Annotated in this window: 10 protein-coding genes and 3 tRNA genes; 6 read left to right on the forward strand and 7 right to left on the reverse strand. The window is 71.5% G+C overall.

Going from position 1 to position 14,284, the window contains the following annotated elements:
- Positions 1 to 62: 62 nt before the first annotated feature.
- Positions 63 to 545 (reverse strand): NUDIX domain-containing protein, encoded by a 483-nt coding sequence (locus tag ACFXGN_RS18270; RefSeq protein WP_384859949.1) that lies wholly within the window; start codon positions 543 to 545, stop codon positions 63 to 65.
- A gap of 697 nt (positions 546 to 1,242) precedes the next feature.
- Between ACFXGN_RS18270 and ACFXGN_RS18275 the strand changes: the two genes are divergently transcribed.
- Both ACFXGN_RS18275 and ACFXGN_RS18280 read left to right on the forward strand, forming a co-directional pair.
- Positions 1,243 to 2,055, forward strand: a complete 813-nt coding sequence (locus ACFXGN_RS18275) for a phosphotransferase (protein WP_384859952.1) — start codon at positions 1,243 to 1,245, stop codon at positions 2,053 to 2,055.
- Positions 2,056 to 2,102: 47 nt separating this feature from the next.
- Positions 2,103 to 2,906, forward strand: a complete 804-nt coding sequence (locus ACFXGN_RS18280; protein WP_384859954.1) for a leucine-rich repeat domain-containing protein — start codon at positions 2,103 to 2,105, stop codon at positions 2,904 to 2,906.
- Between the two features lie 746 nt (positions 2,907 to 3,652).
- On the opposite strand, the gene ACFXGN_RS18285 is transcribed toward ACFXGN_RS18280, so the two are convergent.
- From ACFXGN_RS18285 to ACFXGN_RS18295, 3 genes are all read right to left on the reverse strand, one after another.
- Positions 3,653 to 3,726 (reverse strand) — tRNA-Ile (locus ACFXGN_RS18285).
- Positions 3,727 to 3,891: 165 nt separating this feature from the next.
- A tRNA-Asn gene (locus ACFXGN_RS18290) sits at positions 3,892 to 3,964 on the reverse strand.
- Between the two features lie 5 nt (positions 3,965 to 3,969).
- Positions 3,970 to 4,042: transfer RNA gene (locus ACFXGN_RS18295), tRNA-Asn, on the reverse strand.
- 157 nt (positions 4,043 to 4,199) lie between these two features.
- On the opposite strand from ACFXGN_RS18295, the gene ACFXGN_RS18300 reads away from it, so the two are divergent.
- From ACFXGN_RS18300 to ACFXGN_RS18315, 4 genes are all read left to right on the forward strand, one after another.
- The gene (locus ACFXGN_RS18300) at positions 4,200 to 4,511 is read left to right on the forward strand and encodes a YtxH domain-containing protein (protein WP_384859956.1); all 312 of its coding nucleotides are present in this window, start codon (positions 4,200 to 4,202) and stop codon (positions 4,509 to 4,511) included.
- Positions 4,512 to 4,540: 29 nt separating this feature from the next.
- Positions 4,541 to 6,004, forward strand: coding sequence for an FGGY family carbohydrate kinase (locus ACFXGN_RS18305; RefSeq protein ID WP_384859959.1), 1,464 nt, complete (start codon positions 4,541 to 4,543; stop codon positions 6,002 to 6,004).
- A gap of 96 nt (positions 6,005 to 6,100) precedes the next feature.
- Positions 6,101 to 7,834 carry an ABC transporter ATP-binding protein gene (locus ACFXGN_RS18310; protein WP_384859962.1) on the forward strand — a complete coding sequence of 578 codons (1,734 nt, stop codon included), beginning with the start codon at positions 6,101 to 6,103 and terminating at the stop codon, positions 7,832 to 7,834.
- Positions 7,834 to 9,759, forward strand: a complete 1,926-nt coding sequence (locus tag ACFXGN_RS18315) for an ABC transporter ATP-binding protein (protein ID WP_384859965.1) — start codon at positions 7,834 to 7,836, stop codon at positions 9,757 to 9,759. The genes ACFXGN_RS18310 and ACFXGN_RS18315 overlap by 1 nt, the downstream gene beginning before the upstream one ends.
- A 75-nt stretch (positions 9,760 to 9,834) precedes the next feature.
- Here the strand turns inward: ACFXGN_RS18315 and ACFXGN_RS18320 are convergent, their stop codons facing one another.
- The 3 genes from ACFXGN_RS18320 to ACFXGN_RS18330 all read right to left on the reverse strand — a co-directional run bounded on the left by ACFXGN_RS18320 (position 9,835) and on the right by ACFXGN_RS18330 (position 14,135).
- Positions 9,835 to 10,851, reverse strand: coding sequence for an RNA polymerase sigma factor (locus ACFXGN_RS18320; protein ID WP_384859968.1), 1,017 nt, complete (start codon positions 10,849 to 10,851; stop codon positions 9,835 to 9,837).
- A 118-nt stretch (positions 10,852 to 10,969) separates the two neighbouring features.
- Entirely contained in the window at positions 10,970 to 12,859 is a 1,890-nt protein-coding gene (dnaG, locus tag ACFXGN_RS18325) for a DNA primase (protein ID WP_384859971.1), read from the reverse strand.
- 13 nt (positions 12,860 to 12,872) lie between these two features.
- A complete protein-coding gene (locus ACFXGN_RS18330; protein ID WP_384859973.1) occupies positions 12,873 to 14,135 on the reverse strand; it encodes an NAD(P)/FAD-dependent oxidoreductase in 1,263 nt (420 codons plus the stop codon).
- Positions 14,136 to 14,284: the final 149 nt, after the last annotated feature.

The following is a 14,284-nucleotide window of genomic DNA, read 5'->3' on the forward strand; positions in this document are numbered from 1 at the left end:
CGTCCGCGCGGGAGCCGTCCCCGCACGGCCGGACCGTCCGGCCCCGACGCCGAAGGGCCCGGTCACGGCGCGGGCGCGAACCAGGCGGACGGCTCGTCCTTCTCCACGATCGCGATGATCTCCCGCATCCGCTCGCTCATCGGCGGCAGGGCGTCCAGGGGGAACCAGCCGACCTCCGCCGACTCGTCGTCGCGGACCCGGGGCTCCTGCCCAGGGTCCGCCGGGCGGCAGGCGAACACGACCTCGAAGTACTGGGCCCGGTCTCCGTTGCCGTGCCGTACCGGCGGCGAGTGCGTCACCGCCGCGACCCGCTCCACCACCACCCGCACCCCGGTCTCCTCCTCCGCCTCCCGGGCCACCGCGACGGCCGGATGCTCACCGGGTTCCACGATCCCGCTCAGCGGTGTCCAGGGCCCGTCGGCGGACCGGCGCTGGAGCAGCACCCGCCGGTGCTCGTCACGGACGACCGCGACCACCCCCGGCAACCAGAGCAGGCAGTCGGAGCCGACCGTTTTCCGGAGATCCGAGACGAAATCAGGAATCATGCGCTCACCCTAGGGGGAGGCCCTGAGTACCGGCGGGGGTTCCGTGCTCCTGACGCCCGACAGGCGGCGTGCTCTCCGGACGCCCCTTCCCGGCGGCGCCGGGGCCGCCACGTCCCCGGCGGGGGCCCCTCGACCGCCCCGGCACCCTGGGGACACCCATGCACCCGGTCTCGCGGATCAGACCGAAGCCGTCCGGCTCACGAGGCGGTCGAGGTGCTCGTCGAGCAGGGACTCCGCGTCCGGCACGGAGGAGGTCAGGGCCACCATCGCCGTCACGATCACGGCACACAACTCCCTGTCGACGCCGGTCCAGCCGCGAGAGAGCGGCCTTCGCGCCGGTGGGCGCCCCTCGCACCGCGCAGGACCTCGGACTCCTCACCGACCTCTTCGGTGACCTTGAGGATGCGCCAGATCCGTACGCCCCCGAGCTCCGGCCCCGGACCCGTCCGAGAAGAACGACGACCACGAGCACGGCGCCGACCCGCCCGACGCCCCGCCGGACCTCGCCGGGTCGGGCGACGGCGGGCCCGCGAGGCCGCCCCTTCCCGGTACGACGCCGACGGCGCTCCCCGGCGGTCGGCCCTTCCGCCGAGCACCCGGCCGTCCGAGCACCCGCCCACGTCCGAGGGAACACCCGGCACACCCCGCCGGTGGCCGATCGCCGACTCGTCTTCCGTTCTGCACGAGGAGTAAGCAGGTGGACCGCACCGCATGGCTCGAACTCCCATCCGAGGCCCGTCGCGCCGTCGAGGCCTGCACCGGCCCCGTCGAGCACGCCGAGACGGCAGAGACCGGCGTCATGGCCCGCCTCGCCTGCACCCTCCACACCGCCACCGGGCCCGTCTTCGTCAAAGGCACCCGCAGCGACGAGCCCACGGCGTGGATGTACGACTACGAAGCACGCGTGACCCGCGTCGCACCCCTCGCCCCCTGCGTGCTCTGGCAGGTTGACGCCGGCGGGTGGCTGCTCACCGGGTACGAGTACCTCGTCGGCCCGCACCCGGACCTCAGCCCCGGCTCACCCGACCTCGGCCCCTTCCTCGACGCGCTCAGCACCATGTCCGAGACACCGTGGCCCGAGCAGGTCCGCAAGAAGCCCCTGCACATCCGCTGGTCCGGGTTCTTCCCTGCCGACCGCTCCCCCGATCTCGAAGGCCGGGCTCTCGTCCACTCCGACGTGTCGCCGCTGAACATGCTTGTCACCGGAGACGGCATCCGCGTACTGGACTGGGCTCTTGCCTGCCCCGGCCCTGCGTGGGCTGACGCAGCGTTCGCCGTCCCGCGGTTCATTCACGCCGGCCACACCGCGGAGCAGGCCGAAGCCCTCGCCCAGGCAGTGCCCGCCTACAGCAACGCCGAGCCCTCGGCCGTCGCCACCTTCGCAGCCACCCTGCGCGGTGTCTGGGAGAGCCGCGCCGCCAGCGACCCGGCGCCGCACCGCGCCCCCCTGATCGCTGCCGCCCGAGCCTGGACCATGCATCGCAACAGTCAGCACATGCACAGCCCTTAGTACCGAATCCGAGTGCGATCGTCCTACGGGGTTCCTATCTTGGCCGTATGGATGCCACCAGCCCTGAGCCCCGCCTGTTCGCGAACCGATGGCCCGAAGGAATCGGGCCGGACGGTCAGCCCATCCACCGGGAACGCTGCGCCTGTTTCAACCAGTACAAGGTGCAACCACGTGCCCGGGTCGGCTTCCACGGAGAGCAGCAGGACACGTCTTCGGCGGGTTGGCTGCGCCTTCTCGCGCTCGTCGAAGAGGCGGCTGCGGACGGCCGGGAGGAGTTCAACCCGCTCGTCGAGCTCAGCCCGCAAGAGCGGCGTGACGTCATCACTCTGCCCGCGAGCATCGCCCGACTGACCGAGGTCAAGCATCTGAGGCTCTACGGCAGCAATCTCGTGCGCATTCCGCCGGAGATCGGCGCGATGACGAATCTGGAGGAGTTCAGCCCGTACACGTCCCACCGGCTGCACTGGTTCCCTTACGAGATCACCCGGTGCTCGAAGCTGGCGAGGAGCACGGTCAGCACCCGCTCGCTGTTCGGCAACTCCAAGTACCGCCCGCCCTTCCCCCGGTTGCGGACGACAAGCGAGGTCCAGTCCGGCGGCCACCTCTCCGCACTGGACCCGAAGCAGTGGGGCACGACAGCAATCAGCACGTGCGGTGTCTGTGACGGGCCGGTGGAGGGACGAGAACTTCACCAGCGGTGGATCTCGCTCGTGGTCGCCACCGACGTCCTGCCGTTGCTCGTCCATGCCTGCTCGACCGCCTGCGTCGCCGCGCTGCCGCCCGGCGCCGCCAAGCACGCTCCTCTGCCTCACTCGGGCGGATGGGAAGCCGCCCAGCCGTCGGCTGACTGAGCCTGACGTCCGCCCTCACAAAGCACAGCTCCACCGATCGGCGGGGCTGTGCTCGCAGGGCGCACTCTGTCGGCTACGCATCGAGCTGCGCCGCTTCTCGATCGGCGAAGCGGGCAGCGATGGCGCTGCGCAGCCAGCGCCCCGCCGGGCCTCGGCGGGTCTCGCCGGGTCGGGCGACGGCGGGTGCGCGAGGCCGTCCCTTCCCGGTACGGCGCCGACGGCGCTCCCCGGTGGTCGGCCCTTCCGCCGGGCAACTGGCTGTCCGAGCACCCGGCCACCTCCGGGGGAACACCCGGCACACCCCGCCGGTGGCCGATCACCGACCCGGCTTCGCCGCCGCCGCCCGCGTACCGGCCCAGAGGGCTGCCCGCACGGCCCCCGCCCAGGACAAAGCCCGCATCAGCCAGCGCCCCGGGCCCTGGTGGGGCCTCGCTCCGCGCCGTCCGGATCACTCGACGGGGCGCCTTTCCCCTCGGGCGCAGGCGGAGCGATGCGCGGGAGGGTGCGAGACGGTCTCCGCGCGCCCCTCACGCGCCCCCTTGATCGTCACCCTTGCTCGGACAGTCGTTCGACCAGCCGGGGCGGTCCCGGCCTCCGGGGAGGCCCTGGCGGCGGCGCGGTCCCGCCCGGAGATCCGGGCGGTCATCGGGCGAGCCGATGATCCCGAAGACAGCGAAAAGGCCCCCTCCGCGGAGGGGGCCTCGCCGTTGCCGCTGGTCAAACGGGTGAACCTACGGCGTGTCATGTGGGGCGGGTGGGACTCGAACCCACGGCCGACGGATTATGAGTCCGCTGCTCTAACCGGCTGAGCTACCGCCCCCGACGGTGACGCGCGTACAAGTGTGCGCGCCGTCTGCCGCAGCATAGCCGCTCATACGATCTCCTGCTCCGGAAGATCGGCTCTGCTGACCATGAAGACCCCGGGGCGGTCCTCGCGGTTCCCGCAGACGCGAAAAAGGACCCCGAAGGGTCCTCTTCCGTTCCGCTCCCCCGGCTGGACTCGAACCAGCAACCCTCCGGTTAACAGCCGAATGCTCTGCCAATTGAGCTACAGGGGATCGCGCTCCCCCGACTGGACTCGAACCAGTAACCTGCCGGTTAACAGCCGGCTGCTCTGCCAATTGAGCTACAGGGGATTGCTGCGTCGCAGCGATCGTACCCAGTCCGGCTGAACCGGGAGGGCGCTCGCTCGCTGCGAGACATACATTAGCGCAAGCAGGGGGGTGCTCCGCCAATCGGTATCGCCGCGGGCACCGGGGACACATCAGTGAAGCTCAGGGAAGGATGGTGGCCGTGCGGTACAAGCTGACGTTCGTCGCGGGACTCGCCCTCGGTTACGTGATCGGCACGCGGGCCGGGCGCGAACGGTACGAGCAGTTGAAGAAGTCCGTGCGGGACTTCACACAGAACCCGGCGGTGCGCAACGCCGCCGAGTCCGCCGCCCAGACCGGCCGCCAGGCCGCGGGCAAGGCGGCGCACGTCGTCGGCGACAAGGTCGGCGACCGGCTGCCGTCCTCCGTGACCGTCCGCATCCAGGCACTGCGCGAGCGGAGCGCGGGCAACGGAAGGGTCGAGGACGACGACTGGGGCACCAGCAACACCTGAACCGTCCCGCGTGCGGCAGAATCGGGTGCATGGGGATAGTCGCCGGACTCGACAGCTCAGCGGAGTTCACACGCATCGTCGTCTGTGACGCGGACACGGGTGCCGTACTGCGGCAGGGATACGCCTCTCATCCGGGCGAACCCAAGGCCGTCGACGTCGACCCGCAGACCTGGCTGCTCTCGCTCGGGGAGGCCGCCACCGGCGGGCTCCTCGAAGGCGTGGAGGCCATCGGCGTCTCCGCGCAGCAGCACGGGCTCGTACCGCTCGACGCGCAGGGCGGCCTCGTCCGGCCCGCGCTCGTGCGCAACGACAAGCGGGCCCAGGTCGCCGCCGCCGACCTCGTCGACTCGCTGGGCGGACGCCAGGCCTGGGCCGAGGCCGTCGGCTCCGTGCCCGCCTCCGGGCAGGCCGTCGCCAAGCTCCGCTGGCTCGCCCGCACCGAACCCGAGCAGGCCCGCCGGATCGCGATGGTCCTCCAGCCGCACGACTGGCTGGTCTGGCAGCTCCTCGGCAGGCCCGCCCGCCGCACCACCGACCGGGGCGCCGCCTCCGCCACCGGCTACTGGTCGGCCCGCACCGGCACCTGGCGCCCCGACCTCGTCGAGCTGGCGCTCGGGCACCGGGCCGCGCTGCCCGAGGTCCTCGGCCCCTCCGCCGCGGCCGGCACCACGCCCGAGGGCCTCCTCATCTCCGCGGGCACCGGCGAGACCATGGCCGCCGCCCTCGGGCTCGGGCTCGGACCGGGCGACGCGGTCGTCTCGCTCGGCGCCTCCGGCTCCGTGATGGCCGTCCACCACGAGGCCCTCGCCGACCCCAGCGGCATGATCACCTCCTTCGCCGACGCCACCGGTATGCACCTGCCGGTCGTCCACACCTCGAACGCGGTACGGGCGCTGCGCGGCACCGCCGAGATGCTGGACCTCGCCTCCCTGGAGGAGCTGTCCGCGCTCGCCCTGAAGTCCACCCCGGGCGCCTCGGGGCTCGTCCTGCTGCCCTATCTGGAGGGCGAGCGGACCCCGGACCTGCCCGGGACCGCGGGCACCCTCAGCGGCCTCCGGCGGGCCTCGATGAAGCCCGAGCACCTGGCCAGGGCCGCGTTCGAGGGGATGCTCTGCTCGCTCGCCGACGCCATGGACGTGCTGCGCTCGCGGGGCGTCGAGGTGCGGCGGGTCTTCCTGCTCGGCGCCGCCGCCTCGCTCCACGCGGTGCAGGCCGTCGCGCCCGCCCTGTTCGGGGCGCAGGTCGTCGTCCCCCAGCCGGCCGACTACGCGGCGCTCGGTGCCGCCCGGCAGGCCGCCTGGGCCCTCGGGGTCGCCCGGGGCACCCTGTCCCCGTCCGCTCCCCCGGCCTGGCAGGGCGCCGCCACCCAGGTGCTCGAACCCGGCGAGGAGCTGGCGGTCGGCCGGGCGGTGCGCCAGCAGTACGCGGCGACCCGGGACCAGATCCACCCGGGCGCCTTCGGTCCTTCGAGGCCGGGCGCCTCCGGTTCGTAAAGGTTCGTCAAGGTTCCTACAAGTCTTTGCCAGGGCCGCGCCCGCACCCCGAAACGGAGTCGTAACGCCCCGGGGGTGCGGGCGATAGTAGGAGCCGTGCTCATAAGACTTCTCCGAACCCACCTCCGGCCCTATCGAAAACCGATCGCGCTGCTCGTACTGCTGCAGTTCCTGCAGACCTGCGCGAGCCTCTACCTCCCCACCCTGAACGCGGACATCATCGACAACGGCGTCGTCTCCGGCGACTCCGGCTACATCCTGCGGTTCGGCGCCCTGATGATCGGCGTCTCCGTGGTCCAGGTCGTCTGCAACATCGGAGCCGTGTACTACGGCGCACGGACCGCCGCCGCCCTGGGCCGGGACGTGCGCGGCGCGGTCTTCGACCGGGTGCAGTCGTTCTCGGCGCGGGAGCTGGGCCACTTCGGCGCTCCCTCGCTGATCACCCGTACGACCAATGACGTGCAGCAGATCCAGATGCTGGTCCTGATGGCGTTCACCCTGATGGTCTCCGCGCCCATCATGTGCGTCGGCGGCGTCGTGATGGCGCTCGGGCAGGACGTGCCGCTGTCGGGCGTGCTGCTCGCGGTGGTGCCGGTGCTCGGGATCTCCGTGTCGCTGATCGTGCGGCGGATGCGTCCGCTGTTCCGGACCATGCAGACGCGTCTCGACACGGTGAACCGGGTGCTGCGCGAGCAGATCACCGGCAACCGGGTGATCCGCGCGTTCGTGAAGGACGGGTACGAGGCGGACCGGTTCCGCGGCGCCAACGCCGAGCTGACCGACGTGTCGATGGCGACCGGCCGGCTGATGGCGCTGATGTTCCCGACGGTGATGACCGTCGTGAACATCTCCAGCGTGGCCGTCGTCTGGTTCGGGGCGCACCGCATCGACAGCGGCGGGATGCAGATCGGCGCGCTGACCGCGTTCCTCGCCTATCTGATGCAGATCGTGATGGCGGTCATGATGGCCACCTTCATGTTCATGATGGTGCCGCGCGCGGAGGTCTGCGCGGAGCGCGTCGAGGAGGTCCTGTCCACCGAGTCCAGCGTGGTGCCCCCGGCGGAGCCGGTGACCGCGCTCGACCGGCGCGGCCATCTGGAGGTGCGGGGAGCGGACTTCCGTTACCCCGGTGCGGAGGAGTCCGTCCTCAAGGACGTCGAGCTGGTCGCGCGGCCCGGTGAGACCACCGCGATCATCGGCTCCACCGGCAGCGGCAAGTCGACCCTCCTCGGTCTCGTCCCCCGGCTCTTCGACGCCACCGGCGGCCAGGTCCTGGTCGACGGCGTCGACGTGCGCACCCTCGACCCCGCGCTGATGGCGAGGACCGTCGGGCTGGTCCCGCAGAAGCCCTACCTCTTCTCGGGCACGGTCGCCACGAACCTGCGCTACGGCAAGCCCGACGCCACCGACGAGGAACTGTGGCACGCCCTCGGCGTCGCCCAGGCGGCCGACTTCGTACGGAAGCTGGAGCACGGTCTGGACGCCCCGATCGCCCAGGGCGGCACCAATGTCTCCGGCGGGCAGCGCCAGCGCCTCGCCATCGCGCGGACCCTGGTGCAGCGGCCGGAGATCTATCTGTTCGACGACTCGTTCTCGGCGCTGGACTACGAGACGGACGCCCTGCTGCGGGCGGCGCTGTCGGCGGAGACCGCCGACTCGACCGTGGTGATCGTCGCCCAGCGGGTCTCCACCATCCGTGACGCCGACCGGATCGTCGTCCTCGACGAGGGCCGGGTCGTCGGCACCGGGCGGCACCGGGAGCTGATGGCGGACAACGAGACGTACCGGGAGATCGTGCTCTCCCAGCTCACCGAGGCGGAGGCAGCCTGATGGCCGGTCCTGGCGGACGCATGATGGCCGGTGGCGGCCCCGACCAGCGGTCGATGGACTTCAAGGGCTCGGGCAAGCGGCTGCTGCGGCAGCTGGCGCCCGAGCGCGGCGCGCTCTGGGTGATGCTGATCGCCGGTGTGCTGTCGGTGGCGGCCTCGGTGGTCGGTCCGAAGATCCTCGGCAAGGCGACCGACCTCGTCTTCGCGGGCGTGATCGGACGACAGTTCGAGAGCGGTACGAAGACGGAGGCGGTCGAGCGGCTGCGGGCCTCGGGCGACTCCGGCATGGCGGACATGCTGTCCGGGGTGGACTTCACCCCGGGGCGGGGGATCGACTTCCCGTCCGTCGGCACGGTGCTGCTCGTGGTCCTCGGCGTGTACGTGGCGGCGGGCCTGCTGATGCTGGTCTCCACCCGCATGTCGATCAAGGTGATCAACCGGACGGTCTACCGGATGCGGGAGGACGTCCAGGCGAAGCTGTCGCGGCTCCCCCTTTCGTACTTCGACAAGGCGCAGCGCGGTGAGGTGCTGTCCCGGGCGACCAACGACATCGACAACATCTCGCAGACGCTCCAGCAGTCGATGGGCCAGCTGGTCAACTCGCTGCTGACCATCGTCGGCGTGCTCGCGATGATGTTCTGGATCTCGCCGCTGCTCGCCCTGGTGGCGCTGGTGACGGTGCCGGTGTCGGTGTTCGTCGCGGCGAAGATCGGCAAGCGTTCGCAGCCGCACTTCGTGCAGCAGTGGAAGTCCACGGGCACGCTCAACGCGCACGTGGAGGAGATGTACAGCGGGCACACGCTGGTGAAGGTCTTCGGGCGGCAGGAGGAGTCCGCGAAGGACTTCCGCGAGCAGAACGAGGCACTGTACGAGGCGGGGTTCAAGGCCCAGTTCAACAGCGGTGTGATGCAGCCGGTGATGTTCTTCGTCTCGAACCTCAACTACGTCCTGGTGGCCGTGGTCGGCGGTCTGCGGGTGGCGAGCGGCACGCTCTCCATCGGTGACGTGCAGGCCTTCATCCAGTACTCGCGCCAGTTCTCGATGCCGCTGACGCAGGTCGCCTCGATGGCGAACCTGGTGCAGTCGGGCGTCGCCTCGGCCGAGCGGATCTTCGAGCTGCTCGACGCCGAGGAGCAGGAGCCCGACGCGCCGATGAGCGAGAACCCGGTGGACCTCAAGGGCAAGGTGGCCCTGGAGGGGGTCTCCTTCCGCTACGAGGCCGACAAGCCGCTCATCGAGGACCTGTCGCTGAGCGTGGAGCCGGGCCAGACGGTCGCGATCGTCGGTCCGACGGGTGCGGGCAAGACGACCCTGGTGAACCTGCTGATGCGGTTCTACGAGGTGACGGGCGGCCGGATCACCCTCGACGGGGTGGACATCGCGAGGATGACCCGGGAGCGGCTGCGGTCCGGGATCGGCATGGTCCTCCAGGACACCTGGCTGTTCGGCGGGACCATCGCGGAGAACATCGCGTACGGCGCGACGCGCGAGGTGACCCGGGCGGAGATCGAGGAGGCGGCGCGGGCGGCGCACGCCGACCGGTTCGTCCGCACCCTGCCCGAGGGGTACGACACGGTCATCGACGACGAGGGCTCGGGCGTCAGCGCGGGCGAGAAGCAGCTGATCACCATCGCGCGGGCGTTCCTGTCCGATCCGGTGATCCTGGTGCTCGACGAGGCGACGAGCTCGGTGGACACCCGGACCGAGGTCCTGATCCAGAAGGCGATGGCGCGCCTCGCGCACGGGCGGACCTCGTTCGTGATCGCGCACCGGCTCTCCACGATCCGGGACGCGGACGTGATCCTGGTGATGGAGAACGGCTCGATCGTGGAGCAGGGCACCCATGAGGAGCTGCTGACGTCCGGCGGGGCGTACGCCCGGCTGTACGCGGCGCAGTTCGCGCAGGCGGTGGCGGAGGTCGACTGAGCCGCGGTCTCCGTGCGGCGGGGGCCGGACCGCGGCGGCGGTCCGGCCCCCGCCGTGCGTCCGCCGTCGGCCCGTTCAGTCCAGGTAGCCGCGCAGCTGGTCCGCGTAGGCGTGGTCGCGGAGCTTGCCGAGGGTCTTGGACTCGATCTGCCGGATGCGTTCCCGGGTGACGCCGAAGATGCGGCCTATCTCCTCCAGGGTGCGGGGCCTGCCGTCGTCCAGGCCGTAGCGGAGCTGGACGACCTTCCGTTCGCGTTCGCCGAGGGTGGAGAGGACGTCCTCCAGATGGCGGCGGAGCAGCAGGAACGCGGCCGACTCCACCGGGGAGGTGGCGTCGCCGTCCTCGATGAGGTCGCCGAGGGCCACGTCGTCCTCCTCGCCGACGGGGGCGTGCAGGGAGACGGGTTCCTGGGCGAGCCGCAGCACCTCGCCGACCCGTTCGGGCGGCAGGTCGAGCTGGGCGGCGACCTCCTCTGCGGTGGGCTCGTAGCCGCGTTCCTGGAGCATCCGGCGCTGGACGCGGATCACCCGGTTGATGAGTTCGACGACGTGCACGGGAACGCGGATGGTCCGTGCCTGGTCGGCCAGGGCGCGGGACATCGCCTGGCGGATCCACCAGGTGGCGTACGTGGAGAACTTGTAGCCCCGGGCGTAGTCGAACTTCTCGACGGCGCGGATGAGGCCGAGGTTGCCCTCCTGGACGAGGTCCAGCATGGTCAGGCCCCGGCCCACGTACCGTTTGGCGACGGAGACGACGAGGCGCAGGTTGGCCTCGATGAGCTTGCGTTTGGCGATCCGGCCGAGGACGACGATCCGGTCGAGGTCGCCCGCGAGCCGTGAGTCGAGGTCGGGGGTCCCGGTGAGCTTCTCCTCGGCGAACAGACCGGCCTCGACGCGGCGGGCGAGATCGACCTCCTCCTCGGCGGTGAGCAGCGGGATGCGTCCGATCTCGCGGAGGTACTGGCGGAACAGGTCCGAGGAGGGTCCGTTGCTCCCGGGGTCGGCGCGGCGGCGCGGGGGCGGCGGCGCGGCTTCCTCCTCCGCGTCCTCGCCGGGTTCGGCCGGTTCCTGCGACACGGTCTGGGTCTGCACGGCGGGCGACCTCCAGGGAGGGGCGGAACGGCTCCGTCACCCAGTGTGGGGTACGACACATCGCCGCCACGAGGGGCGTGCGGTGACTTTTTGCCAGTGGTGCGTGACGGAACGTGCGTCAGAGGGCGGCGGCGCCGTGCGTCTTGAGGGCCGTCTTGTACTGCTGGAGGACGAAGAGCTCCTGCTGCGCGGTCGCCTGCTGTTCCTGAGGCGCCCCGCCCAGCCGCTTCAGGGCGGAGTTCAGCTGATCGACGCGGCGGTCGACGGCGCGGAGCCGGACGGCGACGAGCTGCTCGGCGGCGTAGACCTCGTCGGCCGCCTTGGCGGCGAAGATGGCCTCCACCGCGAGCTCCGTGACGAGGGAGCGGACCGTGTCGTCGGGCGCGGCCCCACGGACGGCGTCGAGGTAGTCGGCGGGCGCGCCGTCGGCGCCTCCGGCGGCCTGCACGCACTGCCGGACGGCCGCGTACGGCGGTGCGGTGAACTCGTCGGCGCCGTACGCGTCGAAGTAGGGCGAGACCAGCTCGGGACGCTGGAGGGCCAGCTTGAGGAGCTCCCGCTCGGTGCGGTGGGCGGGGCTGCGCAGGTTGAGCGCGGGTCCGGAGGGCGCCGTGGGTGCCTGGACCTGCGGCATCTCGCGGCGGGTCGTGTCGGTGGCCGGTCCGCGTCCGCCGCGGTCGCGCTGCCACTGGGAGATCCGGCTCACCCGCTGGACGACGAACCGCTCGTCCATGATGCCGAGCATTCCGGCGAGCTTCACCGCCACGCCGTGGCGCACGGCCAGGTTCTTGAGTTTGGCGACGATCGGGGCGGCCTCGTCCAGGGCCGCGGCCTGTCCTCCGGCGGTGTCGAGGTCGTAGCGCTTCACGATCTGCCGGAGGGCGAAGTCGAACAGCGGGGTACGGGGCTCCGCCAGCTCCGCGACGGCCTCGTCGCCCTTGGCGAGCCGCAGGTCGCAGGGGTCCATGCCGTCGGGGGCGATGGCGATGTACGTCTCGGCGGCGAACTTCTGGTCGTCCTCGAAGGCGCGCAGGGCGGCCTTCTGTCCGGCGGCGTCGCCGTCGAAGGTGAAGATGACGCGGGCCGAGCCGTTGTCCATGAGGAGCCTGCGGAGGATCTTGATGTGGTCGCCGCCGAAGGCGGTGCCGCAGGTGGCGATGGCGGTGGTGACCCCGGCGAGGTGGCAGGCCATGACGTCGGTGTAGCCCTCGACGACGACGGCGCGGCTGGCCTTGGCGATGTCCTTCTTCGCCAGGTCGATGCCGTAGAGCACCTGGGACTTCTTGTAGACCGGGGTCTCGGGGGTGTTGAGGTACTTGGGGCCGTTGTCGTCGTCGCGGAGCTTGCGGGCGCCGAAGCCGACGATCTCGCCGCCGACGTCCCTGATCGGCCACATGAGGCGGCCCCGGAAGCGGTCGATGGGACCGCGTCGGCCGTCCTGGGAGATCCCGGAGAGAAGCAGTTCCTTGTCGGTGAAGCCCTTGCCCCGCAGGAAGCGGGTGAGGTGGTCCCAGCCGGCCGGGGAGTAGCCGACGCCGAAGTGCGCCGCCGCGGCCTGGTCGAAGCCCCGTTCGGCGAGGAACTTGCGGCCGATCTCGGCCTCGGGCGAGTCGAGTTGGTCGATGTAGAACTGGGCGGCGGCCTTGTGCGCCTCGATCAGGCGGATGCGCTCGCCGCGCTGGTGGCCGGGGTTGTAGCCGCCCTCCTCGTACCGCAGGGTGATGCCCGCCTTGGCGGCGAGGCGCTCGACCGTCTCCGAGAAGGAGAGGTGGTCGATCTTCATCACGAACGCGATGGTGTCGCCGCCCTCCTGGCAGCCGAAGCAGTGGAAGAGTCCCTTGCCGGGGCTGACCTGGAAGGAGGGCGACTTCTCGTCGTGGAAGGGGCAGAGGCCCTTGAGGTTCCCGCCGCCCGCGTTGCGGAGCTGGAGGTACTCGGACACGACGGCGTCGATCGGGACCGCGTCCCGTACCGCCTTCACGTCGTCATCGTTGATCCTGCCTGCCACGCACAGAGTCTACCTACCGGACGAGGTCCTCCAGGGGGACGGAGGCGTCGGCGAGGGCTTCGGCGTCCACGCGCGTGCGGGAGCGGATGAGCCGCTGGATCGGCTCTGTGACGTCCCACACGTTCACGTTCATCCCGGCGAGGACCCGGCCCTCCTTGAGCCAGAAGGCGATGAACTCGCGCTTGCCGGTGTCGCCCCGGACGACGACCTGGTCGTACGAGCCGGGGGGCGCCCAGCCGGAGTACTCCATGCCCAGGTCGTACTGGTCGGTGAAGAAGTAGGGGACGCGGTCGTAGGAGACCTGCTGCCCCAGCATGGCGCGGGCGGCGACGGGCCCGCCGTTGAGGGCGTTGGCCCAGTGCTCGACGCGGAGCCGGGTGTGCAGCAGCGGGTGGTGGGCGGCGGCCACGTCCCCGGCGGCGAACACGTCGGGGTCGGAGGTGCGCAGCGACTCGTCGACGGCGATGCCGCCGCCGTCGGCCCGGTCGACGAGGGCGAGCCCGGCGTTCTCGGCGAGGGCGGTCCTGGGGGCGGCGCCGATCGCGGCGAGCACGGCGTGCGCCGGGTGCTCCTCGCCGTCGTCGGTGCGGACGGCGAGGACCATGCCGTCCTGGCCGACGATCTCGGTGAGCCGGGCGCCGAAGTGGAAGCGGACGCCCCGGTCGGTGTGCAGATCGGCGAAGAGCTGGCCCAGCTCGGGCCCGAGGACCCGGTGCAGCGGGGTGGGGTCGGACTCGACGACGGTGACCTCGGCGCCGTAGCCGCGGGCGGCGGCGGCGACCTCCAGGCCGATCCAGCCCGCTCCGGCGATCACCAGGTGTCCGTTGTCCCGGCCGAGGCCCGCGAGGACCTGCCGGAGCCGGTCGGCGTGGGCGAGCCTGCGCAGGTGGTGGACGCCCGCCAGCTCGGTGCCGGGGACGTCGAGGCGGCGCGGTTCGGAGCCGGTGGCGAGGAGCAGCTTGTCGTAGCGGATGACGGTGCCGTCGCCGAGCCGTACGGTGCGGGCCTCGCGGTCGACGGCGGTGACGGGCTGCCCGAGGTGCAGCTCGATGTCGTTGCGGGCGTACCAGGCGGCCTCGTGCACGAAGACCGTGTCGCGTTCCTTGGCGCCGGTGAGATAGCCCTTGGAGAGCGGCGGGCGTTCGTAGGGGTGCTCGCGTTCGTCGCCGATGAGGATCACCCGGCCGTTGAACCCCTCGGCGCGCAGGGTCTCCGCCGCTCTGGCCCCCGCCAGGCCCCCGCCGACGATGACAAAGGTCTGATCTGCGTCGACCACGTCTTTCCTCCTCTTTGCGACCGGTTCCAACCTACGCCCCCGGGCGGGCGTCGGGCCGTACCGCCCCGGGGCGCGCATGTGAGCGTCCCGCACCGGGGGTGGCAGCGGAAGAGGGCCGACCGGGGGCGCGTTCCGCCGAACGGCCCTGG

It is taken from the genome of Streptomyces sp. NPDC059247, from assembly GCF_042754005.1.
In the GTDB taxonomy this organism is placed as follows: Bacteria; Actinomycetota; Actinomycetes; order Streptomycetales; family Streptomycetaceae; genus Streptomyces.

What these genes read in the sequence shown, in the direction of transcription:
- ACFXGN_RS18270 (WP_384859949.1), bottom strand. Translation starts at nt 545, where the DNA reads ATGATTCCTGATTTCGTCTCGGATCTCCGGAAAACGGTCGGCTCCGAC.
- ACFXGN_RS18280 (WP_384859954.1), top strand. Translation starts at nt 2,103, where the DNA reads ATGGATGCCACCAGCCCTGAGCCCCGCCTGTTCGCGAACCGATGGCCC.
- ACFXGN_RS18305 (WP_384859959.1), top strand. Translation starts at nt 4,541, where the DNA reads ATGGGGATAGTCGCCGGACTCGACAGCTCAGCGGAGTTCACACGCATC.
- ACFXGN_RS18315 (WP_384859965.1), top strand. Translation starts at nt 7,834, where the DNA reads ATGGCCGGTCCTGGCGGACGCATGATGGCCGGTGGCGGCCCCGACCAG.